The 25,422-nt window shown below is 47.4% G+C and carries 32 protein-coding genes; 12 read left to right on the forward strand and 20 right to left on the reverse strand.

Going from position 1 to position 25,422, the window contains the following annotated elements; genetic code table 11:
- Positions 1-14 precede the first annotated feature (14 nt).
- Entirely contained in the window at positions 15-707 is a 693-nt protein-coding gene (locus ARCVE_RS08195; protein ID WP_013684306.1) for a carbon-nitrogen hydrolase family protein, read from the forward strand.
- Positions 708-727: 20 nt separating this feature from the next.
- Here ARCVE_RS08195 and ARCVE_RS08200 read toward each other — a convergent pair whose 3' ends face one another.
- Genes ARCVE_RS08200 through ARCVE_RS08210 form a run of 3 tightly spaced genes read right to left on the reverse strand, consistent with a single transcriptional unit; the run spans position 728 to position 4,052 of the window.
- On the reverse strand, positions 728-1,960 hold the full coding sequence (locus ARCVE_RS08200; protein WP_013684307.1) for an ABC transporter ATP-binding protein: 1,233 nt from the start codon (positions 1,958-1,960) through the stop codon (positions 728-730).
- A gap of 30 nt (positions 1,961-1,990) precedes the next feature.
- On the reverse strand, positions 1,991-2,962 hold the full coding sequence (locus ARCVE_RS08205) for a FecCD family ABC transporter permease (protein WP_013684308.1): 972 nt from the start codon (positions 2,960-2,962) through the stop codon (positions 1,991-1,993).
- A gap of 1 nt (position 2,963) precedes the next feature.
- Entirely contained in the window at positions 2,964-4,052 is a 1,089-nt protein-coding gene (locus ARCVE_RS08210; protein ID WP_052302979.1) for an ABC transporter substrate-binding protein, read from the reverse strand.
- Positions 4,053-4,176: 124 nt separating this feature from the next.
- Here ARCVE_RS08210 and ARCVE_RS08215 point away from each other — a divergent pair, with 124 nt between their 5' ends.
- A complete protein-coding gene (locus tag ARCVE_RS08215) occupies positions 4,177-4,728 on the forward strand; it encodes an HDIG domain-containing metalloprotein (RefSeq protein ID WP_013684310.1) in 552 nt (183 codons plus the stop codon).
- Here ARCVE_RS08215 and ARCVE_RS08220 read toward each other — a convergent pair.
- The gene (locus ARCVE_RS08220; protein WP_013684311.1) at positions 4,703-6,145 is read right to left on the reverse strand and encodes a dihydropteroate synthase-like protein; all 1,443 of its coding nucleotides are present in this window, start codon (positions 6,143-6,145) and stop codon (positions 4,703-4,705) included. The two genes, ARCVE_RS08215 and ARCVE_RS08220, sit on opposite strands and share 26 nt — an antisense overlap.
- Positions 6,146-6,216: 71 nt before the next feature.
- On the opposite strand from ARCVE_RS08220, the gene ARCVE_RS08225 reads away from it, so the two are divergent.
- Both ARCVE_RS08225 and ARCVE_RS08230 read left to right on the forward strand, forming a co-directional pair.
- Positions 6,217-6,867, forward strand: coding sequence for a CehA/McbA family metallohydrolase (locus ARCVE_RS08225; RefSeq protein WP_013684312.1), 651 nt, complete (start codon positions 6,217-6,219; stop codon positions 6,865-6,867).
- A 4-nt stretch (positions 6,868-6,871) separates the two neighbouring features.
- On the forward strand, positions 6,872-7,597 hold the full coding sequence (locus tag ARCVE_RS08230; protein ID WP_013684313.1) for an RAD55 family ATPase: 726 nt from the start codon (positions 6,872-6,874) through the stop codon (positions 7,595-7,597).
- Here the strand turns inward: ARCVE_RS08230 and ARCVE_RS08235 are convergent.
- The 3 genes from ARCVE_RS08235 to ARCVE_RS08245 form a co-directional block, all read right to left on the reverse strand.
- Positions 7,571-8,608, reverse strand: coding sequence for a tRNA (guanine-N1-)-methyltransferase (locus tag ARCVE_RS08235; protein ID WP_013684314.1), 1,038 nt, complete (start codon positions 8,606-8,608; stop codon positions 7,571-7,573). The two genes, ARCVE_RS08230 and ARCVE_RS08235, sit on opposite strands and share 27 nt — an antisense overlap.
- Positions 8,609-8,667: 59 nt before the next feature.
- On the reverse strand, positions 8,668-10,236 hold the full coding sequence (locus ARCVE_RS08240) for a type II/IV secretion system ATPase subunit (RefSeq protein WP_013684315.1): 1,569 nt from the start codon (positions 10,234-10,236) through the stop codon (positions 8,668-8,670).
- Positions 10,237-10,318: 82 nt separating this feature from the next.
- The gene (locus ARCVE_RS08245; protein ID WP_013684316.1) at positions 10,319-10,564 is read right to left on the reverse strand and encodes an amphi-Trp domain-containing protein; all 246 of its coding nucleotides are present in this window, start codon (positions 10,562-10,564) and stop codon (positions 10,319-10,321) included.
- 51 nt (positions 10,565-10,615) lie between these two features.
- Here ARCVE_RS08245 and ARCVE_RS08250 point away from each other — a divergent pair, with 51 nt between their 5' ends.
- Positions 10,616-11,263 (forward strand): endonuclease V, encoded by a 648-nt coding sequence (locus ARCVE_RS08250; RefSeq protein WP_013684317.1) that lies wholly within the window; start codon positions 10,616-10,618, stop codon positions 11,261-11,263.
- Here the strand turns inward: ARCVE_RS08250 and ARCVE_RS08255 are convergent.
- Genes ARCVE_RS08255 through ARCVE_RS08270 form a run of 4 tightly spaced genes read right to left on the reverse strand, consistent with a single transcriptional unit; the run spans position 11,260 to position 14,127 of the window.
- Positions 11,260-11,838 carry a metal-dependent transcriptional regulator gene (locus tag ARCVE_RS08255; protein WP_013684318.1) on the reverse strand — a complete coding sequence of 193 codons (579 nt, stop codon included), beginning with the start codon at positions 11,836-11,838 and terminating at the stop codon, positions 11,260-11,262. The two genes, ARCVE_RS08250 and ARCVE_RS08255, sit on opposite strands and share 4 nt — an antisense overlap.
- Before the next feature lie 40 nt (positions 11,839-11,878).
- A complete protein-coding gene (locus ARCVE_RS08260; RefSeq protein ID WP_013684319.1) occupies positions 11,879-12,463 on the reverse strand; it encodes a dienelactone hydrolase family protein in 585 nt (194 codons plus the stop codon).
- 42 nt (positions 12,464-12,505) lie between these two features.
- Positions 12,506-13,453, reverse strand: a complete 948-nt coding sequence (locus ARCVE_RS08265) for a thioredoxin family protein (protein ID WP_013684320.1) — start codon at positions 13,451-13,453, stop codon at positions 12,506-12,508.
- Positions 13,454-13,458: 5 nt separating this feature from the next.
- Positions 13,459-14,127 (reverse strand): tetratricopeptide repeat protein, encoded by a 669-nt coding sequence (locus ARCVE_RS08270; protein ID WP_013684321.1) that lies wholly within the window; start codon positions 14,125-14,127, stop codon positions 13,459-13,461.
- Between the two features lie 125 nt (positions 14,128-14,252).
- On the opposite strand from ARCVE_RS08270, the gene ARCVE_RS08275 reads away from it, so the two are divergent.
- A complete protein-coding gene (locus ARCVE_RS08275) occupies positions 14,253-14,564 on the forward strand; it encodes a winged helix-turn-helix transcriptional regulator (RefSeq protein ID WP_013684322.1) in 312 nt (103 codons plus the stop codon).
- Positions 14,565-14,568: 4 nt separating this feature from the next.
- Here the strand turns inward: ARCVE_RS08275 and ARCVE_RS08280 are convergent, their stop codons facing one another.
- Genes ARCVE_RS08280 through ftsZ form a run of 4 tightly spaced genes read right to left on the reverse strand, consistent with a single transcriptional unit; the run spans position 14,569 to position 16,795 of the window.
- The gene (locus ARCVE_RS08280) at positions 14,569-15,045 is read right to left on the reverse strand and encodes a 50S ribosomal protein L11 (RefSeq protein ID WP_156786043.1); all 477 of its coding nucleotides are present in this window, start codon (positions 15,043-15,045) and stop codon (positions 14,569-14,571) included.
- A complete protein-coding gene (locus ARCVE_RS08285) occupies positions 15,042-15,497 on the reverse strand; it encodes a transcription elongation factor Spt5 (RefSeq protein ID WP_013684324.1) in 456 nt (151 codons plus the stop codon). Before ARCVE_RS08285 ends, ARCVE_RS08280 begins: the two co-directional genes overlap by 4 nt.
- Complete coding sequence (locus tag ARCVE_RS08290; protein WP_013684325.1) at positions 15,494-15,694, reverse strand: protein translocase SEC61 complex subunit gamma; 201 nt, start codon at positions 15,692-15,694, stop codon at positions 15,494-15,496. The genes ARCVE_RS08285 and ARCVE_RS08290 overlap by 4 nt, the downstream gene beginning before the upstream one ends.
- Before the next feature lie 9 nt (positions 15,695-15,703).
- Positions 15,704-16,795, reverse strand: coding sequence for a cell division protein FtsZ (gene ftsZ / locus ARCVE_RS08295; RefSeq protein WP_013684326.1), 1,092 nt, complete (start codon positions 16,793-16,795; stop codon positions 15,704-15,706).
- A 146-nt stretch (positions 16,796-16,941) separates the two neighbouring features.
- On the opposite strand from ftsZ, the gene ARCVE_RS08300 reads away from it, so the two are divergent.
- Entirely contained in the window at positions 16,942-18,153 is a 1,212-nt protein-coding gene (locus ARCVE_RS08300; RefSeq protein WP_013684327.1) for a dihydroorotase, read from the forward strand.
- Between the two features lie 143 nt (positions 18,154-18,296).
- Here the strand turns inward: ARCVE_RS08300 and ARCVE_RS08305 are convergent, their stop codons facing one another.
- On the reverse strand, positions 18,297-19,199 hold the full coding sequence (locus ARCVE_RS08305; RefSeq protein ID WP_013683952.1) for an IS481 family transposase: 903 nt from the start codon (positions 19,197-19,199) through the stop codon (positions 18,297-18,299).
- Positions 19,200-19,407: 208 nt separating this feature from the next.
- On the opposite strand from ARCVE_RS08305, the gene ARCVE_RS08310 reads away from it, so the two are divergent.
- Entirely contained in the window at positions 19,408-20,043 is a 636-nt protein-coding gene (locus ARCVE_RS08310; protein WP_013684329.1) for a Yip1 family protein, read from the forward strand.
- Here the strand turns inward: ARCVE_RS08310 and ARCVE_RS08315 are convergent.
- The gene (locus ARCVE_RS08315) at positions 20,018-20,923 is read right to left on the reverse strand and encodes a phosphate signaling complex PhoU family protein (RefSeq protein WP_013684330.1); all 906 of its coding nucleotides are present in this window, start codon (positions 20,921-20,923) and stop codon (positions 20,018-20,020) included. The genes ARCVE_RS08310 and ARCVE_RS08315 overlap by 26 nt on opposite strands.
- 82 nt (positions 20,924-21,005) lie before the next feature.
- Here ARCVE_RS08315 and ARCVE_RS11550 point away from each other — a divergent pair, with 82 nt between their 5' ends.
- Both ARCVE_RS11550 and ARCVE_RS08325 read left to right on the forward strand, forming a co-directional pair.
- Positions 21,006-21,602 carry a biotin/lipoyl-containing protein gene (locus ARCVE_RS11550; protein WP_013684331.1) on the forward strand — a complete coding sequence of 199 codons (597 nt, stop codon included), beginning with the start codon at positions 21,006-21,008 and terminating at the stop codon, positions 21,600-21,602.
- A gap of 17 nt (positions 21,603-21,619) precedes the next feature.
- The gene (locus ARCVE_RS08325; RefSeq protein WP_013684332.1) at positions 21,620-22,768 is read left to right on the forward strand and encodes a hydroxyacid-oxoacid transhydrogenase; all 1,149 of its coding nucleotides are present in this window, start codon (positions 21,620-21,622) and stop codon (positions 22,766-22,768) included.
- A 24-nt stretch (positions 22,769-22,792) separates the two neighbouring features.
- Here ARCVE_RS08325 and ARCVE_RS08330 read toward each other — a convergent pair whose 3' ends face one another.
- A complete protein-coding gene (locus ARCVE_RS08330; RefSeq protein ID WP_013684333.1) occupies positions 22,793-23,713 on the reverse strand; it encodes an NAD-dependent epimerase/dehydratase family protein in 921 nt (306 codons plus the stop codon).
- 120 nt (positions 23,714-23,833) lie between these two features.
- Between ARCVE_RS08330 and ARCVE_RS08335 the strand changes: the two genes are divergently transcribed.
- Both ARCVE_RS08335 and ARCVE_RS08340 read left to right on the forward strand, forming a co-directional pair.
- Positions 23,834-24,058, forward strand: coding sequence for an LSM domain-containing protein (locus ARCVE_RS08335; protein WP_013684334.1), 225 nt, complete (start codon positions 23,834-23,836; stop codon positions 24,056-24,058).
- 30 nt (positions 24,059-24,088) lie between these two features.
- Positions 24,089-24,451 (forward strand): helix-turn-helix transcriptional regulator, encoded by a 363-nt coding sequence (locus ARCVE_RS08340; RefSeq protein WP_013684335.1) that lies wholly within the window; start codon positions 24,089-24,091, stop codon positions 24,449-24,451.
- Here the strand turns inward: ARCVE_RS08340 and ARCVE_RS08345 are convergent.
- Together ARCVE_RS08345 and ARCVE_RS08350 are read right to left on the reverse strand one after the other, a co-directional pair.
- Positions 24,448-24,849, reverse strand: a complete 402-nt coding sequence (locus ARCVE_RS08345; protein ID WP_013684336.1) for a secondary thiamine-phosphate synthase enzyme YjbQ — start codon at positions 24,847-24,849, stop codon at positions 24,448-24,450. The genes ARCVE_RS08340 and ARCVE_RS08345 overlap by 4 nt on opposite strands.
- Positions 24,846-25,295 carry a TIGR00725 family protein gene (locus ARCVE_RS08350; protein ID WP_013684337.1) on the reverse strand — a complete coding sequence of 150 codons (450 nt, stop codon included), beginning with the start codon at positions 25,293-25,295 and terminating at the stop codon, positions 24,846-24,848. The genes ARCVE_RS08345 and ARCVE_RS08350 overlap by 4 nt, the downstream gene beginning before the upstream one ends.
- Positions 25,296-25,422 lie beyond the last annotated feature (127 nt).

Genomic DNA, 25,422 nt, shown 5'->3' on the forward strand with positions numbered 1-25,422 from the left:
AAACAGGTGGGCACATGAGGATTTGCATTTACCAGATGAAGGACAGGGGGAGTGTCGAAGGTAATATCAGGGCGGCATGCAAAACCATACCAAAGGTGAGAGCAGATTTTCTTTGCCTACCAGAGTTCTTTGCTCTTCCCGCAGACTACATAAAAATGCCCGTCGAAAGAGTTTACGAGAAAAGCAAGCATACACTGGACGAAATTGTCAGAGCGAGTAGAGAATTCAGTGGATACATTATAGCAGGAACCGTCATCGAGAGAGACGATGCGTTTTACAATACGTGCTACGTGCTCAGGAAAGGAGAAATCATCGCAAAGTACCGGAAAATCAATATCACTGAAGAAGAAAGGCTGATAGGTATTTCTCCAGGCGAAGAAACTGTTGTATTCGATACGGAATTCTGCAGAATCGGCCTGCTTATCTGTGCAGACTGTCTCAGTAGTAAAGTTGTGAAAAGCGTTGCAAACCGAAGCGATGTCGTCTTTCTTCCGATCTCGCTCACTTCGCCATCTCATCCAAAGGTTGAGGGACATCCCGTATCGGAGCGTATAGCAAGAGAGTACGGAGTAACAGTTGTAAAGATTTCCAGAATCGGTCTTTTCAACGGCGTGAAGTTTGGCGTTAAAAGTGCTGCAATTGCGCCGGATGGAGTTGTTGTAGAGGCAGGCGGTGCAGAGGAGGAAATAATCTACGTTGACCTTTAGGCTGACTTATCTGCGGATGGTCATAGCCCAAGCTCCTTTAAAAGCTGGGTGATACTGCCTACCGGCTTTGCATCGATTCCCAATTCTCCGAGTTCGTCCTTACTCCTCAAACTGAGCACGTTGCTGGCTGAATTTAGCAGTTCCAGATTTCTTCTGTTTATGCTGCCAATGACAAAGCCTGTATCAATAACCAGATCGCAACTTTCAGCAAGCTTCAGGGCTTTCTCGAATGCCTTATCGCCTATCTCCGTGTAAGGTCTCTCGCATACTGTGTTGAGAGCTGTGAGCTTTGCAACGCAGCAGTCAACGTCACCTTCGTGAACGACTCCAGCAGTGAAGGGTATACCCTTCTTCGCCAGCAATCGCATGATGTTGGCTCCACTCCCCCCTCCGCAAACCACATGAACTCTTGTTTTTGTACTGCCATTTTTACAAGTTAGCTCAAAAGAGCCAATGGATGGATCAAACCTTGCGCTGCCCACGTCGTATATATCTCCCACAACCTCTCCAGTTATTACCTCTTCCGGAAGGCCCTCCACGGCGATCCTTCCATCTCTGACCATAACGACTCTATCGCATATCCTCAAAGCAAGCTCAATATCGTGCGTCGTTAGCACTATCGCTATGCCCTTCTCGTTTGCTATTCTGCGGAGCAATAGCATTATCTCGACCTTGTGTTTTGCGTCGAGAAAGCTCGTTGGCTCGTCAAGGAGCATGATGCGAGGCTGTTGGGCTAAGGCTCTTGCTATCATAATTTTCTGTCTCTCTCCATCGCTCATCTCAGAAAATAGTTTATTTGCGAGGTTTTCGGCATTCACGAGTCTCAGAGACCCCATTACCGCCTCCACGTCTGCATCGTTGAGTCTCCCAATGGCATCGACATATGGATACCTGCCCAGACTTACTACTTCAAATCCTGTAAGGAAGCCAGCATCGACTCTTTCCGTAAGTGTTATGGAAATGAGCTTTGCAAGTTCTCCCGGTTTTATCCCATGAACTTCCCGGCCATCAACGTAAACAGCCCCTCCCAGAGGTTTCAGACCTGCTGCAAGGGTCTTGAGCAGAGTGGACTTTCCGCTACCGTTTGGGCCGAGAATGCCGAGAATTTCTCCAGCTCTGACCTCGAAAGAAACATTCTTCAGAATTTCGTTTGTGTAACCAACGGAGAGGCCGGCAGCGTTCATGCTGCTGTTATTCGTGCTGCACACATTCCCCACACTACCCCTTGCAGTCTTTACGCGTTCAATCTTCATATTCTACACCTTCGATGTCTCCAAACTTCATCACACTCTCTTCCTCCTCATGACAAGGAATATGACAATTGGAGCGCCGAATATCGACGTTATCACACTCACAGGCAGCTCGATTGGAGAGAGAAGTGCTCTCGCAACCACATCACATAACACCGCAATCGATGCCCCGAGTAGAATTGTCGCAGGAGTTAAAATCCTGTGATCTGAAGTCCTGAACAGCAGCCTTGCGATGTGTGGCGTTGCAAGCCCTATGAAAGCAACAACGCCGGAAAAAGCCGTTACAAGAGATGCGAGAAAGCTCGAAGTCGCAACTACAGCGATCCTGAGGAGTCTAACATCAACGCCCATGCTTCTGGCGTAGTCCTCCCCGAGCAGCATCGCATTGAGGGGTTTTGATAGCAGGAACGTAAGCACAAAAACTGGAATTGAGAGTGTGAAAAGAACTCGCAAATCGTCCCACGTTATTCCAGAAAAGCTCCCGAATGTCCATAGAACAAACTCATGAACCTTCTCGCTCTCAGCGAGAGTTATTAAAATCCTCTCGAAGGCTGAAAATACATAGCCGAGCATGAGACCCGCAATGAGCAGGGTTACGGCACTTCTCACCCTCGCGGCGATGTAGAGGATAAGGACAGTTGCAATCGCTGAACCTGCAAAGGCCGCACCCACAATTCCGTAACCCGCTCCAATGCCCGCGAGTATGTAGAGTGCTACACCAAAAGCTGCCGCGGAGGATATGCCAAGAACATATGGACCTGCGAGGGGGTTGCGGAAGTACGTCTGCAAAAGCAAACCGCTGACGGCTAATGCAGCGCCTCCAAAAAACGCTCCGAGTGTTCGGGGCATGCGAACATTTAGGATGATATAGCCCTTCATATTCTCCTTTCCATGCAGAGTGTCCATCAGGTCTCCAAGACCAGCATCTACCGAACCGACCAATATGCCTGAAATTAAGGAAAGAACGGCAATAAAAGACAATAGAGTGAAAACAATGGCCCTCATCCTACGACAGCCTTACAAAGAACCTTGGAGTGTAGCCCTTGAAGAGGTCAGGGTGTGCTATGGCGGCAAGGTCTTTGATTACTACATCCGTATGCAGTAATCCAAGCTGCCAGTAGTCTGGCGTTATATTGTAAATTCTTCCTTCCCTGAATACTTTAAGGTCTGCAAGCCTGCTGTCTATGTCCTCGATGTCCTTCAAACTTTTGACCCTGTAAGACGAATAGACCATTACATCAGCCTTCTCACCCCTCACAAGCAGGTCTTCGAGACTTATGACTTCGCTGCCTGTACCCGGCATGTTGAAGAGGTAGTTGCAGCCCGCGTATTCAGCCATCTTCGCCACGTAGCTGTCACCCCTCGGAACGTACACCTTGCCCCGGTATATTGTTGCCCACAGGAGATTCACCTTCTCTGTCGAATTCACAGTATTCCTTATCGCTTTAACGTTCTCCTCAATCCTGCTGAAGTACTTCTCTGCTTCATCTTCTTTATCAAGCAAGGCTGCAAAGAACTTGACCCACTCAGCCCTCGCGAGAGGGTCTTTTTCGAGCCACTCGCTGTTAGCAATATACGGAATTCCCAGTTCTTCAAGCTTGTTCTTAACCTCCTCGTTGTAACCGGAAACGCAGACCACGAGGTCAGGATGCAGCTCTATGAGCTTCTCGTAGTCCGGAGCCTTCGAAGAACCAAGGTCGATGATTTCTCCCGATTTGAGTTTCTTTGCGACGTCAGAGAAGTAAACTTTGTACTTTCCGCCGTACGTGTAGCCCACGACACAATCTGTTGCATTTATTGCCTCAAGCAAAGCGAGATGAGTCGAAGACATTACAACAAGCCTTTTCACCGGGACTTTTATCGCTATACCTTCTAAATCCGGCCTTTTGTCGTGGTAGAGAATGTACATTTTCCAGATATTGCCATCCTTTACCTTCAGAACCTTGTAATCCCCATGGTACTCTATGGCAAAGTTTTCCGCATACTTCACGAGTTCTGAGTTGCCTGCAACCTGCTGCTTTTCAGCGCATCCTGCTGCAACTACAGCAAGTACCAGTATCTCAATGAAAACCTTTAACGTCTTGTTCGATATCATTGACATTGCGTCAAACATACTTGATATAAGGATTTCGATGTGCCAGCACAGTACTACCCCTATCGTACTACCAGCAGCCAACGCAGACAAAGAAAATAAATAGACTGCAGTGAGATCGATATCCATGCAGAGAGACGAAGCTCTTTCCATTCTCAAAAAGTACGTGAAAGACGAGAAGCTCGTCAAACACTGCATCGCTACTGCTGCAATAATGCGAGAAGTTGCTGAGGAGCTTGGAGAAAACGCGGACAAGTGGGAGCTCATTGGAATTCTGCACGACATAGACTACGAAGTTGTGGAAGGGGACATGCAGAAGCACGGCCCGACAGGTTACGAGATTCTCAAGGAGCATGGAGTCGATGAGGAGATAGCAGAGGTCGTGAAGAGACACAATCACACCCTGTTCGGCGACTACGAAAAGCCGGTCGAAATTGCTTTACAGGCAGCAGACAGCGTCTCCGGGCTCATTATAGCGTGTGCACTTGTGAAGGGTGGCAAGATTACGGATGTGACTCCGAAGACCGTAAAGAAGAAGTTTAAAGAGAAGAGCTTTGCCGCTGGCTGTGACAGAGATAGGATCAGGCAGGCTGAAAGGCTCGGCTTTGAACTGCCGAAGTTCTACGAGATCGCCATAAGGGGGCTTGTCAAGGTTAAGGATGAGCTTGGTTTGCATTAGTGTAAATCCCAAAATTCAACTCAGCATCCTGTACATAGTTCTTACCGAGCATTGCTGCGATCTCCGCTTTTTTTAGCTCCCTTCCTAAATACGCTGCGTGATCAAGGCGTGAAACGAGGCCTTTTGCGATTACCGTATCGGCAATACTCTTCGCATCCCCCACAACCGTCAGCTTTTCGTGACTGCAGACAACTTTGCCGTTGTAAATCCATATTCTGAAGTCACCCATCGGATCTCTTTCGAACCTCCCGGGCTTTGCCTCGACTGCATTCTCAGGTTTGCACGTTTCGTAGATTACTTTCTCCTTCAAAGCAAGGAGGTTGAAGCCCAGATCTTTTGGAGGAGTCCTGCGAAGTTTGGCAGCCTTAGCCATGTAGCTCGCGACTCTCAGCTCCCTAATGCAGCCTCTCGTTTTCGGGCTCGCTTCCGTAGTAAACAGCAGATCTACTCCAATCTCCTCGGCCATAAAGGCAAGCAAAGCGTTCATCCCAATCGAATCTGCATCGCTCAACTCCGTTACGTTCCCCACACCAAACAGGAGGGGAGTTTCAGCATCAAGCTGTCTGAAATGAATATACCTCATAATAGATTCTGCTGTCTTGAGGGGAGCATCAAGGATACAGTCTGCTATCACCTTCTCCGTATGCTTTTTTGCAAACTCTACAAGCTTCACGAGTTTTCCAACATCTCTCTCAACCACTACAACCGCCGCGTTACCGATCTTCTCGAGGGCTCTGATATTCTCCCCTCCAACACTCATAACCATGTGCACTCCCGCTTTAACACAGGCTTCGATTATCTTCTCGCTGAAGGTATCAACACTCACGGCATTACAGTAATCAAGAGCAACCTTTACCGACTTGACAGCGCTGTCAACATCGCATTCGAGAGGAATGCCTATATCCACTATATCAGCCCCGCTCTCTAAATAGTATTCAATCCGCTGAATGAGCTCGTCCCTCGAAAGTACTGGCGCGTCAACTATCTCTGCAACTACTTTCATTCTCGAGTTGCGACCAACCTTAATACTGCCGATTTCAAACGCATAATCTTCAATTCCGTCAACTGCCGAGATGTTCTCCTCCGCCATAACAGCATTCAATAGCCTGCACGCCGGAGTTTCGTGGGACAGTTCGATGCGGTCGATGTTCCTCAAAACCATTGCAAGATCGGCTGCGTGTATCGGGCCAAGCCTTATCTTTACTCCTCTCTCCCTCTCCAGCTTCTCCCAATCTCCCCTGGCAAGGCCGGGAACGAGAACGAGGTCGTAACCATTTAAGTCAATATCTTTGAGGTGAGATGGCGTGATGAACGCAGCGACATCAACGTTTGTAACGTAGACATCACAATCATAGCCTTTAACCGCCCTTCTCACATCCTTTTCTGCAAGTCTGCCGGTAACTGCGAGAATCCGCATGAGTTCATGTTCTCTCAATCTGAAAAATACTTTGCCCACATTTTTTAATAACCCACGCCATTAGAATGCGCATGCTCATAGCAGACCTTCATGTTCATTCCGACCACAGCAATGATGGGCTGGATAGTATCAAAGCTCTCATAGCTGCTGCTCTCGAAAAAGGGCTCAACTGCATATCAATTACTGATCACAATACCGTAAACGGTTCTCTCGAAGCGATTGAGTACGTTGAAGAAGAAGGGCTTCCAATTCTCATAATTCCAGGAGTGGAAATATCAACAAGCGATGGTCACCTGCTCGCTTACGGTATAACTGAGGACGTGGATCCAGGCATGAGCATGAAAGAAACGGCAATTGCAGTAAAAAAGCTTGGGGGTGTCACGGCAATGGCCCACCCATTCCAGTTTTACAGGCACGGAATTGTCAGGTTCTGGAAAGCGATAGACGTCGTTGATGCCGTTGAAATATTTAACGCAAAGTTTTATATAGGGTTATGCAACGTTATGTCAGGTATTATCGCGGAGAAGTACCACAAGCCAGGCATCGCGGGAAGCGATGCCCATAGCAGAAGTGCGGTAGGGTATGGAATAACGGTAATTGACGCTTTCGACGTGTCTTCCGCGCTCCATAGTATAAAAAAAGGCAAAACTTGCGTGAAGGGCAGGCGAATTCCGATATCCCTCCAGATTCGCACAACCCTCGAGAAACTGAAGAGAGGTTAAGCAGATGGAGATAGAGCGAGTTGGGACTGGTGTTCCAGGGCTTGACACATTTATGGGGGGCGGGATACCAAAAGGTATCGATGTTGTGGTCCACGGTGATCCGGGGAGTGGAAAGACTTCCTTTGCAATTCAGTTTGCAAAAAATGGGCTGGAGAACGGTGAAAGTTGCATATTCGTCGAACTCGATATTCTACCGGGAGAACTCAGGAAAAAAATGCACATGTTAGGACTTGATGCAGAGAAGTACGAGGAAGACGGCAGACTAATCATTGTTGACGGTGTGAGCGGAAAAAGAGTCGGAACGTGTAGCAGAGAGAGATACGTTATAAAAGATCCGAGAGACCTCAACTCCATCGCAAAGACCATAAGCGATGCAAGACAGTATCTCGGAGAGGGTGGAAGAATAATAATTGATTCGTGGGCGTCCATAGCATTGAACTTTACAAGCGAGTATAGGGGGCTTATAAGGTTTACAGAGGCTTTTGTAGTGGAATCACGAAATTCAAACTACACCACCCTTCTCATAACGGATTTTTCGGTGGAAGACAGGTTGATGAAGATTCTGAGGCACATAGCCTCAGGCTATATAGAGTTCCTAACGAGGTTTGAAGGAAATTCAAAACGCAGATACATTCTGATACACAATCTCAGATTTACTTCCCACGTCGAGACACCGATTCCGTACACAATAAACAGCAAAGGACTAAGAGTTATTGAAAGTAGACTTTAGAATGTATCTGTTCTTCCTGCTGTCGTAGCTCGAATTTGCCACTATTTCGTCAACGATCCTATCATCCACAACAACAAATTCAAGCTGTCTGCACACTTCGAAAAAGTCTTTCCAGCCGAGGTTCAGCCAGTTAAATTCTGCAAAGGTAGACTTCTTGACAAGTCTGAACGGTCTTGACGTGTCAACTCGTATCGTGTATTTGGGAAGCTCCTTTTTCAGTCGCCATCTGGCAACAACGTGACTCTGAACAGCCCTTATTGCATCCTCAATGTATTCTCCATCGAGAACAGTTCTTAGAATTATCTCGGTTATGCTGTTGATTCTGTCCGGCACCCCAATGACATCACCCCTAAGAAGTATCTTTCTCGCCTCGAAGTCGATTCCAGCTTTTTCGAGCCTCTTTCCTATTTCAGTCGTCAGACCTTTCTTGTTGCCGGACATGTCAACTATTCCTCCGATTATGTAGCAGTCAGCTCTCTGGCCATCAAAAACGTTTTCAGCGTTTGGATCGAGAAGAATGACTTTATCAAACCTCTTTTCTGTGAGGAAATCCTCGAGAGACGAATAGTACAACACGTTTAGCTCCTCAAATCTCGCTCCAGTTATTACCATCTTTTCATCCCACATGAACTCCCTCACGACGCCCAGCGCGCACTTGAGCTGGAGAACGAGCTTTTTCCTTTCCTTTTCGCTGTGGAGGTGGAAGTATGAACAGTCAACGGCTATGTAGGGAAACCTGTACTTTCTACATTTCTCAACGAGTTCTTTGCCCGTCAGGATGACTTCATCACATCCACTTGTACTGCTCGCATCACCAACGTACGCTTGGGCTGGCTCGTTCAGGAAGTTGCCATTCAGATCTATAGAGCATCTGCAGCCTTTCGCCCTACAAACAACAGCTTTTCCAGTGGCGACGAGTACAGCAAGCTTTTGCAGGCTTTTCTCCGGTCCCCAGATTCTCTCGATTCCTCTCTCCCTGAGAAGTTCTGCAAACACGTCCCTGAGTCTCACGGCAGTAGGGTTGAGAGAAGGGGTATTCTTTTTTACGCTCTATACTTGCTCTCAAAACCCTACTCCAAAATCCCCAGGATTCTCATAGCCCTATCCGGATCCGCCTGATACGTATATATAACGTTAGCAACGTCTTTGAAGGCCATTATGTTGTTTTCCGCCATGTATTCGAGAATTTGCCGTCTCCTCTCCAGCTCCTCCTGCAGCTCCCTGACACTCCATCCCCTATTCTTCCTGATGTCTTCCAGAGCCTTCGACGCACCAACCATCACGTGTTCGTCCTTTACGCTGTCCCACTGAAACACCGTCGTGGTTCTCAACATCTTTGTATGCGGATCAAGTCCGACTATTTCCGCAATCTCTGTATTTCTCCTGACTCTTTTATCGTTGACGTACGTCTGAGCCTGAATACTCACTATGTCGAGGGCTTCAATCATCGGGCGGGGGACGTTTATGGGTGGGTTTTCGAGACGGTGTATGACTCCGTTAACTGAGTCGGCGTGTAGGGTTGAGTACGTGGTGTGACCTGTTGACATGGCCTGGAAGAGAGTTAGGGCTTCTTTGCCCCTGACCTCACCGACTATTATGTATTCAGGTCTCTGCCTGAGTGCTGCTCGCAGCAAGTCGTACATGTCTATGGAGCGCGCCTCAGCCTGAAAAGCCTCTCTCGTAACGGCGGGAATCCAGTTCTTGTGTGGAAGCATGAGTTCTCTTGTATCTTCGATGGTTACTATTTTGGCCTTTCTCGGAATGAAGAGGGCAACAGCATTTGTTGAGGTTGTTTTACCGCTTGCAGTGCCTCCAGCAAAAATCAGGCTCTTCTTGTTCTCTATACAGAGCCAGAGGTACGCCATCTGCTCCGCTGAGAAAGTACCCCATTTTATGAGATTTATGGGAGTGAGAGGTTCCTGTCTGAACTTTCTGATTGTGAACGTTGAACCGTGGTCTGTGACCTCCTTTCCAAGGGTCATCTGAATTCTGCTGCCATCCGGCATTGTCGCATCAACCATTGGCTCTGCAATGCTTATGTGCTTTCCGCACTGCTGAGCGAGTTTTATCACAAATCTGTCGAGTTCATCGCTCTGAAAGGTTATGTTCGTTCTCAGGTTCGCGTAACTTCTGTGGAAAATGTAGATAGGCTTCTCATAGCCGTTACAGGATATATCCTCAATCATCGGATCGTACATCAGAGGTGTTATCGGGCCGTAAAAGATCGTGTCTCTAAGCAGATAGTAGAAGACCCTGTAATAGCTTTTCTCATCCAGTTTTATTCTGAAGTCTCTCAGGACACCATCCATCTTCTCCCTTAGAACCTCAGCCTTTGACTTAACTCTCATCTCATCCGGAGTTACCGGGAGGTAGTGAAGCTTCGAGAGAAGATCGTTTACAACGAGTCTTTCTTCATCATTCAGCGGGGGCTCTCTCAGGAAGTAGAGCAGGTCGTCCTCTTCTTCTTTTGCGAGAATGTGTACACTCGAGAAGACATACTTCCCATAAACGGGATAACTCTCAAGCTGAACCCATCCCTCAGGAGGCTGAAAGTCTTTCTCAAGCTCTTTTGCAAGCTCTTCAAAGCTAACCTCCGCCTGAGGTGCCGCCTCTTCTCTGAACTTTAGCTTTAATCTCATTATTATAATTGTTTCACGAAAAGATAGAAAAACATTTTGATTGGTGCCATGATTATCACGATTTACGCTGTGCAGCGTAAAATTACAGCATTCTTCTGCTTTTGAGAACAACCTTAAGTTTCAGCTTCTTATCCTTCTCGCCCTCCTCAAACACCACTTTGAACTTGACAGGCTCGGTATACTCCAGCTCAACCTCCCAGTCTTTTCCGGAAACATATATCTTTGTTCCTTTCTCAAGCTGTTCCGCAATGTTTCTAAGGATTCCGGCCACTTCGGTTCTTGAAAGATGGTACTCTCTCTCAAATTCACCAAACTCAATTTGTCCCATACATACAGTTATCTTCGAAAAGATAAAGTTCTTACGAGCTATACTATGGCAATGCAGCTCGAAGAGCTTAAGAAAAAGCAGGAAAAAATGGCCAAACGAGTCGTTTTGAGAGACTTGTACAGTATAGACGAAATTAAGTACGTGCTTGGTGTGGATCAGGCTTTTTCAGGAGAGACCGTCGTATCCGCCTGTGTTCTTCTGACATTTCCGGAGCTTGAGCACGTTGACAGCAACGTCAGCATCGCAGAAGCACCAATGCCGTACATCCCAACCTTTCTCATGTTCAGAGAGGGCGAACCCGCAGTTGAGGCTGTAAAAAAGCTTCTTCGCAGAAAAGCTATCATAATGGTCGATGGCAGCGGAATTGCGCATCCAAGGAAGTGTGGCCTTGCAACGTACGTGGGGTTAAAGCTTGCCACACCAAGCATCGGCATAACGAAAAAAAGGCTCTACGGCAGAGTCAATGAACCGCAGGAAGTAATGGAAAGTTCACCGATTTACGACGAAGCTGACGGAAGTGTGATAGGCTACGCTATAAAAACGTGTAAGAGATGCAGGCCAATATACGTGTCCCCCGGTCACGGCTTTACACCAGAAACAGCGCTCGAAATCGTAAAAATGTGCCTCAGAAGACATAAACTGCCTGAACCGGTAAGGTTTGCACATGAACTTGCATCGAAAGCTAAAAAGAGCCTCTAACGCCTTTCGAGTATAATTTTAGAAGCGAGTTTTTCTGATAGTCTTACGGACTCCCCCTCTATTTCTACCTCGCCACCCTCTCCAACGATAATCTCAACATCCGGGAATATACCAATAGCAGAAGCAGCAGACGGGCACGCAACCACGACGTATCTTCCGGGTTCAGCCTCACTGAGGCGGACGATTCTGTACTCACAGCTCTCGCAAAGGCTGCAACTGCTCGCAATTATTTCACATACTTTCTCCACAATCTCGTCGGTTACGTGGTGCTCAAGTTCGCAGCTTATCCTGTGAGCTTCGCTTTCATCAATCCCGAGGAAATCTCTGAAGAATGCCTCGAATATGCGATGGTACCTCTTTATCCTTCTCGCCACCTCTTCACCCTTTCGGGTAAGGATCGCTCCTCTGTAAGGCTGGTACTCCACGTATCCTTTTTCACTGAGCTTGGAGAGCATTTCCGTTACACTCGAAGGTCTAACGCTGAGCTTCTTTGCGAGGTCGCTCGTCTTGGCTGCCCTTTTTTTCTCGCTCTGAATGTCGTAGATTGCCTCGAGATACTCTTCTACCCTCTCCACATACTGACTTTGCAGAAGTCAAATTAAAAGTTTTTGAAATTCAGATTATCCCGGATTCAGTGTTCGATAGCCTCAAAAGAAAATCTCCAACGATTTCCGCAAGAACGTCATGTTTCCCGGTGTAGAGGTGGTCTGTTTCAAGCGTAACAACTTCCTTTGGTGGAGATAGCATCGCTGCAATCCGTTCCGATTCATCTACTGTAGCAATCTCATCTCTTGTTGCCACCACTATGAGCTTTGGAGGTCTTGAATCTTTAATGGTCAGTCCGTCGATTCTTAGAAGAGGTGAAATAAGGACGACGGCATCACATCCCGTGCTCGAGGCCACGTTTGATGCCACAACTGCTCCGAAGGAATATCCCACAACTGCTACAAAGCTGTGCCGCTCTCTAAGATAGCGCAAACACAGTACCGCGTCTTCAACCGCCTTTTTCGCGCAGAATGGCTTGCTGTAGTCAAAGCGAAGCGTTGAGAAACCTACAGGGTGTAGCCTGCTTGCTATTCTCTCGAGTCTTACGTCGTACCTACTACCGCCAAACTCCGGGTGAGGTGGGCATAGAAGGGTTGCATTCGAGCCAGCTTCCTCGTAATCCCCAAAAATCCTTCCTATGGCGACAGTGGCCATAACCTCCCTTTTAGATTGTCAGGTTTAACGTTAAGATAAACTTCAGTTTCTACCCTCGATTTCCTCAATGGCCTCCTTGGCAGCTTCCCTGACATCACTGTCCTCGCTTTTGAGGAGCGATTCAAGAGCTGATATGTCTTTCTTCTCGCCGATTTTGCCGAGTATAAAGGCCGCATCCTGGAGAACTGTTGAATCCTCGCTTTGCAGGAGTTTCATTATCTTCTCCTTTACAGCCCTGACTTTCTCTGGGTCTTCCCTGAATAACCTCTCGAGAAGAACCATTGCTCCAACCCTTGCCATTATCTCCGGCTGTTTGAGTACATCCCCCAGAACATCCAAGTCCTCCGGGTTTCTCTCAACCATTTCCCTCACTTCATCGATTCTTCCTTCTCTGAGGAGCGTAACGATGTAATCGAGCTTATAGTCCTTGTTAGCCTTTGCGACCCATTCAACGAGCTCGTTTTCGCTCAGCTCACCCACGAGTTTTATTTCTCCATTTATAATTACGGTGGGGGCGGACGTTACACCATACTTGCCCCCGAGGTCGGGAAGGACTGAAACGTCAACTATTCTGACTTTTATGTCTGGATTTGCTATGGCCATTTTGTTCGCTATCTCGACGACCTTCGCACAGTGGGGGCAGAAGGGAGCTACGAAAACGATGACCTCTGCTTTGCATCCTTCAAGCTTTTTAACATTCTCATCACTGAGCCCGCTGTTCATTTCCGCAAGCCTTGATAAAGTCCTTAGAAACGGCTCGAACTCCATCTGAAGTGGCGCTGCGTTGTACGTTATGGAGATACCGTCTCTCTGAAGAATGATTGCTGGTTCTCCACCGTCCTCCTGAACTTCTACCTTTACTCCAAACTCCTCCAGCTTCGCAAATTCCTCCATCTCCGGAGTTGGATTTACGAGGTACACTACCACGTTTTCGAGTCCCTTTACGTTCTCGAGAACCTTCTTAACTTTTCCCAGATCTAACCCCGACAAGCCGCTCAGCCCTCCTTTTCCATCAGCCTTTTCAGGATAAGAAGGTTGTAAGTTGCAGCAGAGTTCTCGGGATCGATTTCGAGGATTCTGTTGAAACACTCCATGGCCATTTCATACTGCCTGAGCTTTCCGTAAACTATACCAAGGTTGTTCAGAGTATCAACAGACTCATCCAGCTCGAGGGCTTTCTTAAAGCTCTCCTCTGCTTTGTTGAACCTTCCAGATTCGTAGTATGCAAGACCCATGTTGTACCACGCTGCAGCGTGCTCTTCGTCAATGCTGACGCACTTCCTGTAGCACTCAATTGCCTTTCCCATATTTCCTGATTCATAGTACGCAAGACCCATATTATTCCACGCAGCCGCATCATCGGGGTTTAAAGCAATGGCCTTTTCAAAGCAGGCAATCGCTTCATCATACTTTCCCGCATCTGATAGCACAATACCTCTATTATACCATGCATCAGCGTAATCGGGATTGAGTTCGAGCGCTCTATCTATGTATGATATAGCCTCATCAATTCTTCCGAGTTCGTAAAGAGCTATTCCAAGATTATTCAGGACATATATGTTCTCGGGCTCCATTTCAAGACACTTCGAGAAAAATTCGACTTCTTCTTCCGGATTTCTCGCATTCATGGCTTTCTCAAACAATTTCTGAAATTCTTCATCCATCAAATCACCTGCTCACACTTGCTACGAGCAGTTAAAAACTTTGCTAATATCCATAAATGAAACCCCGAAAAACCTATTTACCATCGATGAACTTTGTAGTTCATAGAACGATGGCGGTGAACAGCATGCTCGACACGGTAAACAGACTTCTGAGGTCAATGATTTTCCACACGTCGGAGGTCGAAATCTACAAGCTACTCCTACAGAAGGGAGGAATGACCGTAAGCGAGATTGCGAGAGAGCTACAGCTCTCAACGAGAATAGTCCGCACAAGGCTCAAAAGAATGCTCGAGGAAGGAATCGTAAAAAGGAAGCTCATTCAAAGAGGTTGGGTCGGGTACGTTTATTTCGCAGAACGACCAGAAAGGGTTGCAGAAATTATTAAGCTAAGGCTTGCAAAAGCAATCCACACAATAGACAAAGAAGTAAAAGGATAAAAAATTATTCTTCCGGAATCTCAATAAGACCTTCGTCGATTTCTTTCTGTACGTCCTTTGGATGCTTGCCCTCAACGGTCACACCCATGGAAACACACGTGCCGAGGACTTCCTTTACCGCTGCTTTCACTGTGTAGCTGAGCATTTCGTCCTTCTTCATCTTTGCAATCTTTATGACCTGCTCCATCGTCAGATCGCCGACGAACTCCCTTCCCGTCTTGCTTGAACCTTTCTCAATTTTCAGCTCTCGTTTTACGAGGGCGGACGTTGGTGGAATACCTACCTCTATATCGAAAGTTCTGTCTTCCTTTACTATGATCTTAACGGGAACTGAAAGCCCATCAAACTCCTTGGTAGCTTCGTTGATCCTGTCAACGACCTGCTTGACATTCAGACCGAGAGGACCGATTACCGGGCCAAGGGGCGGTCCCGGTGTTGCCTTTCCGCCAGGAACGAGAACTTCAACTACCCTCATTGTCACACCTCCTCTTCTTTCTTATCCACGACTCTGACGTGGTCTGCCTTAACCGTGACCGGTATTGGAACTACCGCCTCGATAAGTTCGACGGTTATCTCGTTCTTCGCTTCGTCAACGCGCTTCACAACTGCAAGCTCCCCTTTGAAGGGGCCTGAAATAATTTCGACCGTAAAGCCTTCCTTAATCTGCTCAGCGGCCTTCCTTGGTGTGAGGAAGTGTTCGATTTCAGAGAAGTTTACTTCGCCCTTAACAACACCCTTCACGTGTGGAAGGCCCCTTATTGCCTTGAGCAAATCTTCCATTTTCTCTGCTTCGACAATCACGTATCCCTTCAGCTCTTTGGGGGCGAGAATCGAGTACACTCCAAGCTCGTACTTTTTAACAGCCATTTCCATCAGGTTCGCCACAACCCTCTCCTGGTTCGCTGTCGTCTTTATTGCAAAGAACCTATTCATCGCAGTGCCCCCGGCAGCACATCCATAAGCAGGTAGATCACGAAGCCCAGAAAGCCTATAGTGAACATCACTGCGATAGCTACTTTTGCGGTCATCAGGAACTCCTCTCTATCCGGCTTCCTTGTCATCTTGAGGACGTTGATGTACTCCTTGAGTTTCTCTCTGAAACTACCGACGTTGACGTTTGTGTCGATCATATTCCATGATCACCTTACGAAGTCTATTCCAAACTTCTTGGTCACCTGGGTCTTCTTCCCGAGTATCTGCGGCGACCTGACGCCGGTAATAATTACCAGCGTCCTCATTGTGTTCTCGAGTTCGGGGTCAACCATGGCACCCCATATAATTCTTGCGTCTGGATCGACCTTGCTGTAGATTTCCTCGACCACACTCTCTGCCTCTTCTATGGTCATGTCAGGGCCGCCAGTAACGTTCACGAGCGCAGCCTTCGCTCCCGACACATCCACTTCAAGCAGTGGACTCTTCAAAGCCTTTCTAACCGATTCTGCTGCCTTGTCCTCGCCGCTTGCTTCTCCAAGACCTATCATCGCTACGCCGCCCTTCTCCATTATTGTGCGCACATCCGCAAAGTCGAGGTTAACGAGCGCTGGTTTGGTGATAAGTTCGGTTATGCCCTTAACAGCTCTCATAAGGATTTCGTCTGCAACCTTAAATGCAAGCTGCAGCGGGTAGTTGGGGACTACCTCAAGCAGGCGGTCGTTGGGGATTACTATTACGGTATCGGCTACTTCCCTCAGCCTTTCAAGGCCTGCTTCGGCGTTAGCCCTTCTGATTGCACCCTCAGCAGAGAACGGGAATGTAACAATAGCAATAGTGAGTGCTCCTGCATCCTGAGCAGCCTCACATACAACTGGAGCAGCTCCAGTTCCGGTTCCACCACCCAGACCGCACGTAACGAAAACGAGGTCCGCTCCTTCAACAAGTCCCTTGATTTCCTCCTCATTTTCTCTCGCCGCTTCCTCACCTACCTGCGGCAGGCTTCCAGCTCCGAGACCTCTCGTTCGCCTTTTTCCAATCAGGAGCCTCTTATGAGCCCTTGTATAGTAAAGGTGCTGGACATCTGTGTTTATTGCGATGAGTTCCGCGCCGGCAATACCCTCCTCAAACATTCTCGAAATTGTGTTGCAACCACTGCCACCAATACCGATTACCTTGATTTCGGTCTTCAGTTCGTGCAGCATCTGCAGTATCTCGTCTTCTACATTCTCAGCCGGCTCGTATCGTCTCTCCTTCTCTCTTTCAGCCCTTGCCAGAGCCTCCTCAACTATTGATTTCATGATATTCTCCCCTCACCCAGATATATTACATTCCCAGCATATTACATTCTCCGTTCCGGTATTCTCGCCATCACACATTTCCGGCATAAAACTACTTTCGAAACTTTACGGAATAGTATATAAATCTTTGTTCCCTATGACCCTAAATGATTCTCAGAGGGAAAATCCTCTACCACGGCGAGATTGTTGAGGCGGGAATCGAGTTTGAAGAGAGAATCCTCCAGATAAGAAAAGAACTCGACGGTAAAAATGTAAGAGGAATTATTCTACCTGCTGCAATAGATGTTCACGTTCACTTCAGAGACTTCAAAGAAAAGCACAAGGAAACGATTGAAACTGGCTCACTCTCAGCACTTCATGGAGGAGTTTGTCTCGCAGTAGACCAGCCCAACTGCAATCCAGCGATAACGGATGCAGACGCGTACTTAGAGAGGGTAAAGAGGGCAGAGAAGAAATCATACATCGACTACGGCCTGAACGTTGCCCTGACCGAAGAAAACGCCGAGAAAATAGGAGTAATTCTGAAGAAAATCGAGGAGAAAGGTTACGTTATTCCGGCAGTTGGAGAGGTTTTCCTCCAGCATTCAACGATGCAGGTTAGCTACGAGACCTTAAAGAAAGTCGCGGGTATTCACAGAATAACAGTCCACGCAGAGGATGCAGAACTCGTGAAGTGCAACGACATCCCCAACTTCGATTGCAGGCCTCCGGAAGCAGAGATTAAGGCTGTGAAGAAGTGTGTTGAAATGGATAGTTTCCACTTCTGCCACATTTCGACTGTAGAAAGCGTGGAACTTATAGGTAGCTCGAGTTCTACGGCAGAAGTAACACCGCATCACCTGCTGCTCTCCATTGCCGACGCGGAAAGGCTGAACGGCTTTGTCAACGTTAATCCACCACTCAGGAGCAAGGAAAATGCCATAGCCTTGCTCGAAAATATCGCAGCAGTGGACATAATAGCCTCTGACCACGCCCCACACACACCAGAAGAGAAAAAAGAGGGTGTGCCAGGATTTCCCGGAGTCGAAACGATGTACCCACTCATGCTCGCCCTCGTAAGAAAAGGAGTTGTGGGAATAAAAACTGTCACCGAAAGACTGTCCACGAATCCGGCTGCGATATTCGGACTGAGAGGGTACGGAGGAATAGAAGTCGGAAACTATGCGAACTTGGCCATCTTCGATTTCTCCAAGGTTGAAAAGATCAGAGGAAGTACCCTCCATTCCATGGCTGGATGGACGCCCTACGAGGGGTTTGAAGCAATATTTCCATCTCAGGTTTACGTACGGGGCGTTAAAGCTCTTGAGGGGGGCGAGGTCCTGATAGAGCCGGGCTTCGGTCGGACCTTAAGGGAGTAGCCTCACAAGGTATTTCAAAAATAACCTGTAACTTCAAACGCTAAGAGAGTTTTACGATGGTAGAAATCCTCCCAACGACTCTCTATACCCATTTTTTAGAAACACGCACAGTACATCAACAACTGTGGTATCCCGAAATAATTTCACTCCTCAATCAACCACCTCCCGCTAAACTCAAACACCCTTTCAGCGGGCAACTTTCTCAGAAACGCCTGATAAGGAATCTCCAGTTCATCAAAATTCAGGCTCATGTGAGGCTTCACGTAATTATACCAGTAAACAAACTCATCCAGCGATTCAAAAAGACCAATTTTCTGCTCCATCAAACCAAAGAACCTCTCTATCTTTCCATTGGTTTGAGGGTGGTTTACCCTCGCCAGAATGTGCCTTATTCCATTCTCCTTCAAGAATTCTTTAAACTTGTGCCTAGCCTTCTCTCTGCTTTTTGCAGCAACAAATTGGGTTCCGTGATCAGTAAGAATCTCATCTGGAATGCCATATTCAGCGAATCCCTTTCTCAGAACTCTGATTGTGTTCTCAGTTGTAGCGGAATCAAAAACACCGTAGCAGGTTATGAAGCGAGAAGCATCATCCATAAAGGCTATTATCCACTTCTCTCCAAGCATTTTCCAGTCTCCCTGCCATAAGGACATGGAGTGTTTTCTCTCGTATCTAACCCATTTCCTCCTCTTCTTCTTGTTCATGTTCTCCTCCACCAAACCGTGTTTGAGTAAAACTTTGTATATGGTGTTGTGCGGAATGTGAATTCCATAATCTCTTTCTATCAGCTTTTCCAGTGGAACTGGGCTGAGTCTGTATTTGTTGTAGGTTTGCAGGATTATTTGTTCTATCTCTTTGTCTATCTGTTTGGGTTTTCTTCCCGATTGTCTCAGTTCTGGAATTTCTCCTGTTTCCTCGTATTGTTTTTTAATCTGGTAGATTCTTCTTGGTGTTACTCTCATCACAGCAGCTATTTCCTTCACTGGAGTTCCTCTGTCAAGTTGTCTGATTATCCACCTGATCTTTTTGTTCGTTAGTTTTCTCACAAGAGTTGGGTTTAGGGTTGTGAAATAATTTTGGGATACTACACAGTACATCAACAACCAATAAAGCTAAAATACTTCGAAGTGCAACAGTACATTGCTCCGCTCCCACGCCCGGGTGATGAAGCATGATCCCGGGTCGGTTAGCGGAGCAACAATCTTCAATAGCTTCAGCAAATATTTAATATATATCTGCAACACATTATTTTGTATGCTTGATTTGCTTTTCAATCCTGACGAGTTCTTCAGAGTGGAAAAGGAGCAGAAGTTCTGGAGGGGTTTCGCAATCGTACTGATTTCGGCAATTTTAGCATCGATAAACGGATATCTGATCGCGGAACCTATTTCAGAGTCAATCTACGAACAAATGGTGGAAAAAGTGCCAGCAGAGCAGGCAAGGATTGTTGCAGATACCACATATGTTGCATCCATAATCTCGCCAGCAGTAGGAGTGTTCATAATGTGGAGTGTTATAGCGGCAATTTTCCACGGAATCACTGCAATTTTTGATGGAAAAGGTGAGTTTAAGAGCACGCTGAAGCTGACAGCCTACAGTTTCGTTCCCTCGATAGCCCTTTTCCCGGCGAACTTCTACATTACTCTCGAAAACGCAAGACTCGTAGAGCAGTATGGCCTGGAGGCTTTAAAGAGCAGCGATATGGTGCTTGCATCCACCCTGCTCGGGCTCGCAGCCCTTATGTGGCAGTTCACCCTGTGGAGATTCGGGATAATGCACGCAAGGAATCTGGACAGAAGAAGTGCAACCATAGTTGCTGCTCTTCCAGCGCTGGCACTGGCAGCTATAAGCGTCAATTCACTGCTCAATCTTCGCTCGCTGACTCCCTGACGGCCTTGTTGAAAGCTACCTCTCCAACCCCCCTCACCAGCATCGAAACGCACAGAAGCTCTCCGCTCGCAACTTTCTGGAGCTGTTCGGCGGCGTTTATTGCATCTTCGGCCATCAGAACATCACTGCCCGTGTACGCAGCGTAGGCTCTTTCAAAGACTCGTTTCGCTTCCACAAGAATTGGGACGAAGCTGGAAAAAGCAGACGGGGAAGCAGAAACTTTAATGGAAAAGCTGTAAAGCAAATCTGCTATGTCCTCGAGATGCTTTGATACTACTCTCGTACCGAGGACGAAGCGCAGGTCACTCCACTTGCTTGGACAAGAAAGTTCCTTCAAAAGTTTGTTTTCCTGTCTCACTGCAAGCATGTAGAGCCTATCAGCATCCCTTTCGAGTTTAGTGACCTCAAGGAGTTCACGGGGGTTGTTTTTCTTTATACCAGTTTCGAGAAGCTGGAACATCGTGGATACAATCTGAGAGAGCCTGTTGAGCACATCTACAAGTTCCACCTCAGCAATACACTTGAGAGTAACTTTGTTCGGTTTTGCGTCGATTATCTCCATTCCTATCAGATTTCTCGCTATGTCGCTCATCCTCGTAATAAAACCCTGATTAAAGTCCCCTTCAACAATAATCTCGTCAAGCCCCTGAACATAGAGGGAATGCATGAAACGCTTTAAAAAACTGAAATCACATCGAGGGAGCTTTACATGGCCTTTTGACACCGAACTGCACTTCTTCGGGTGAATTCTGATGTGATTCGTATCAACGTGGAGAACGAGTTCGTCACCTTTTCTGAGAGAGTTGGCCGTAATCCAGCTCTTGGGCAGGCTCACCATATAGCTTGAGCCGCCGATAAGCTGGAGTTTTCTAATTTCCATGAACAGTGATATTTCGAATTCATTAAAATCTTTTGCCCTCGAATGAGCAAGGTTAATAAACTCCCCTGCCCCGCAATATACGATGAGGTACGACATTAAAGTCAATGATAAAAAATTCAACGTCGAAATTATAAGCGCAAAACCACCGCTTTTTGAAGTGTCTGTCAATGGAAAGCGTGCTACGCTGATAATAGAGGAAACTCAGGAAGTTGAGGCCATTAGTGGTAACGAAGTGAGGGCGGAAATGGCCGGAACGATAGTCAGGATCGTCGTCGAAGAGGGAGAGAAGGTCGAAAAGGGACAGCCACTTCTCGTTCTCGAAGCGATGAAGATGGAAAGTGAGATTGCTGCTCCTTCAAGCGGCGTCGTGAAGAAGATACTCGTAAAAGAGGGAGAAAAAGTAAACGCCGGCACACCCCTCATTCTCCTCGATTCTGGAGAGGCTGGAGAGTCAGGCGATGGAGAAGCTATTACAGTTGCGATGGCAGGAATCGTTACAAAGGTGCTAAAGAACCCTGGCGAGGAGGTAAAGGAGGGTGAGGCAATACTGATTCTCGAAGCAATGAAAATGGAAAACCCCATAACCACTCCCTTCGATGGGGTCGTCGAATCCGTGAACGTCACAGAGGGGAGCAAGGTCTCCCCGGGAGACGTTGTGGCGAGGGTAAGGAGAAAGTAGTAAGTTCAGGGAAAAACATGCTCTCTTTCAGGTTTAGAGCAGCGAAGGCAATCATCGGATTTGACACAGTTTCTGTTCTGGGTAGTGAGTTGAAAAAGCTCGGAGCAGAGCGTGTAATGGTTGTCACGGGAAAAAACGTTGGAAAAAGCGATGTGTGTAGAAAAGCCATTAAAAGCATCGAGGCTGAAGGTGTTGAGTTTGTTCTGTGGGATGGTGTTAAGCCGGAGCCGGATGTGTACGTGATAGAGGAGGGAGTCTGTGCGGCAAAGGAGATCAAACCAGATGTTTTCATAGCAGTAGGCGGCGGTAGCTCAATCGACGCGGCAAAGCTCATAAATCTCTGCACGAACGGTCAAGCAGATATCTATGACTACATCCCTGAACCTATTGGAAAGGGAAAGCAGGTAGAAAAGCTTAAACCGCTTATTGCAATCCCCACGACCTTTGGAACGGGAAGCGAAACCACATGCGCTGCGGTCGTTAAATTGCCAGAGCTGAACATGAAGGTAGGGATAATTCAGGAGAGTATGCTTCCAAGCCTGGCGATTATAGATGGAAGCATCGAGGCTCCGAAGAGCGTTGCGGCCAGTGCAGGGATGGATGCGCTGATGCACGCGATTGAAGCTTACACGTGCAGACCATACGGCGAGGTTGAAACGTACTTTTACTCCGGCTCAACTCCTTTGAGCGATGCTACTGCCGAGAAGGCAATAGAGCTGATAGGTGAGAACTTTATCGCATCCATGAACGGCAACGCCACAGCAAGACTCAACATGGCCATTGCGAGCTACATGGCTGGAATGGCCTTTGGAAACGCCGGTGTTCACATCCCTCACGCAGCATCCCACGCAATAGGCGGGTTAAAGCACGCTCCGCATGGAGTTTGCGTCGCTTCAACAGCCCGGGCAGTCCTTGAATTCATAGAGAGTGCAGTCCCTGAGAAGGTGAGAAGAATTGCCGAATTACTCAAAGCCGATTCTGCTGCTGAAGGAATCAGCAGGCTGATGGAGGAAGCAGGAATACCGTCGCTGCCAGAACTCGGAATAAGCAGAGATGATATCCCCGAACTCGTGGATAAAACACTCAAGCTAAAGAGGTTACTCGTCCTCTGTCCCAAACCCGTTGGCGAGACAGAACTGAGAAAGATTTTCGAGAAGAGTCTTTAATTTTTGCTAACACGCTAAAGGCAGTCAATCCCTACCGAGGTCGTCCAGCAGATCTCTCGTTGCGAGTCTTACTGCTTCCTCCGAAGAGTACTTCGGCCTCCACCCAATGGCCTTGAGCTTTTCTATCGAAAGCAGCATAACCGGAACATCGCCCTTCCAGCCCCTCCTGCCTCCAGTGAACCTGAAAACAGGATTCAGGCCCATTTCCTCGCAGACGATTTCTGCAATCCTCTTCACCTTTACCTGATCCTCGCTACCAATGTTGAAAATGTTGACAACCTCGTTGCTCTTCAAACCGTAAAACATCCCGTCAACGCAGTCGGATATGTATATGTACGACTTGTTCTGCTCCCCATCGCCAAGTATCTCAAGTTCGTTTGGATTTCTCTTTAGCTTCATGATAAAGTCATATATTACTCCGTGGTTACTCCTTTTGCCAATAACGTTGGCGAATCGATAAATCCAGCTCTGCATTTCGAATGTGTGACAATACGATGCTATAAGAGCCTCGCACGCAACTTTCGAAGCACCGTAGATGGATATAGGTATCGTGGGGTAGTCTTCAGGCGTTGGTGTCGGAGCCTCGCCGTAAACGGTTGAGGTTGATGTGAAAACAATCCTGCCAACCCCAACCTTTCTCATCGCCTCGAGCAGGCGGTAGGTTGCGAGCACATTGTTGTCATATATTGCCTGAGGGTTCTCGCTTCCAATCCTTACGTCCGGATTTGCGGCGATGTGCCAGACTTCCTCCACTCCTCTCATAACCTCTTCAAGCTTTTCAGAATCCGTCAAGTCTATAACGTGAAGGTCAGCTTCAGGATTAACGTACTCCTTACTGCCGGATGAAAGGTTATCTACAATGATTACATCCTCACCCATTTCAACGAGCCTATCTACAACATGGCTACCGATGAAGCCTGCTCCTCCTGTAACAAGAATTGACATAGCCGTAGGGGTAGCAGAAGATATATATACGGTTTTTGATATTCTGTTGTCTCGCTGGTCAAATTGTTGGCAAGGCAAACTATAAAATATATGGTCGCCAAAAATAGGGAGGTGATTACTATGCTTCCGAATCAGATGGTCAGGTCACTCGTAGGCAAGACGATCAGGGTCGAAATGAAGGGTGAGGAAAGCGATCTTGTTGGAAGACTCGAAAGCGTTGACGATTACATGAACATCTACATGTCGAATGCCGTGGAGTACAAAAACGGAGAGAAACTGAGAAACCTTGGAAATCTCGTCCTCAGGGGTAACAACGTGATACTGATTCAGCCCTTTGAAGAGTAATTTATTTTAAAAAAAGAAGGAGAACCCCTGATGGATACAAGAGAAGAGATTCTACAGATTCTCGAGGAGAAAGGGGCTATTCTCCAGAAAGACCTGTGGAAAGAACTCAAAATAGATAGCAGCAAGTGCTCGAGAATACTGAGAAAGCTCGAAAAAGAAGGACTGATAAGAAGAGTAGAGGTTGTAGTTGACGGAGTTAAAACCTTCAAAATAGTCCCGGCCGGAGCAGAGGAGGAAGAGGAAGAGGAGGAAGAGCTAAGCCTCCAGGCAATAATGGAGAGAATGGAAGATCTGACGGGTCTTCCTCCCTGCTTCGGCTGCCTCGAAAAAGATTGTGAGGCAAGAAACTGTCTCAAGCTCGAAGTGTGGTTTTTGAAGAAGGCCAAATTTTAGAGGATCTGTAGAATTACTCGCCTTCGTCTCCTTCCCGTGTCAAAGTTCACAACAACTATCTGCTGCCATGTGCCCAGCAAAAGTTCGCCATTGCTGAAGGGCACAACCAAGCTTGGACCGACGATGCTCGCCTTGATGTGACTCGAACCGTTGTCGTCGTGCCAGGTCTTGTGGTGCTCGTAATCCTCGCCATACGGCGCTATTCTGTCCATTATGCGCGGAAAATCTTTCTTCAAGCCTGGTTCATACTCTATAGTCGTTATCGCTCCAGTTGAGCCAACGTTGAAGATGAGAACTGCTCCTTCGTTTTTGCCACTCTCCTTTACGAATTTCCTTACCTCATCCGTTATGTCAGCCATCTCGTTCATGCCCAGCTCCACAGAAATCTCCCTAATCATTCGAACCCCTCCAGAGCTTTTTCAACCGCCTCCTCGGGCGTTTCGGCAACTATCAGCCCGGGAAGCACGACAGGGGGTTGTATAGCCACCACGCGCTTTCCTTCCTTCAGAGCTATTGCCATCTCAGAAATTGTTCCGTACTCGCCACCTATAGCAATGAGAGCATCGCTGGAATGAACGATTATCATGTTCCTCGCATGCCCCATATTCGTCGCGATGGTGACACTTACGTAGGGATTCGCGTACTTTTTATCGGCAGTGGGGAGTATACCGATGACTGTTCCGCCTTTTCTTCTTGCTCCCTTGGCGCTCGCCTCCATAACTCCCCCAAGTCCGCCGTTAATGACAATGCAGCCTCTTTCAGCTAAAATCTCGCCAACTCTCTCCGCAATGCTGAATAACTCGCCATCACAATTTCCCGAACCAATAACCCCTACCTGAACCATGCAAGAGCAGGACTGACTGCGAAGTTTTTACGCTTTTGGTTTCTGTGTTCAATCCTGCTGACTTCGTGTTTGCGGTTTCTGGTGTAGTACCCTAAGGCTATGATGTCGATACTGACTAATAACATTT

It is taken from the genome of Archaeoglobus veneficus SNP6 (assembly GCF_000194625.1).
GTDB classification, from domain to species: domain Archaea; phylum Halobacteriota; class Archaeoglobi; order Archaeoglobales; family Archaeoglobaceae; genus Archaeoglobus_C; species Archaeoglobus_C veneficus.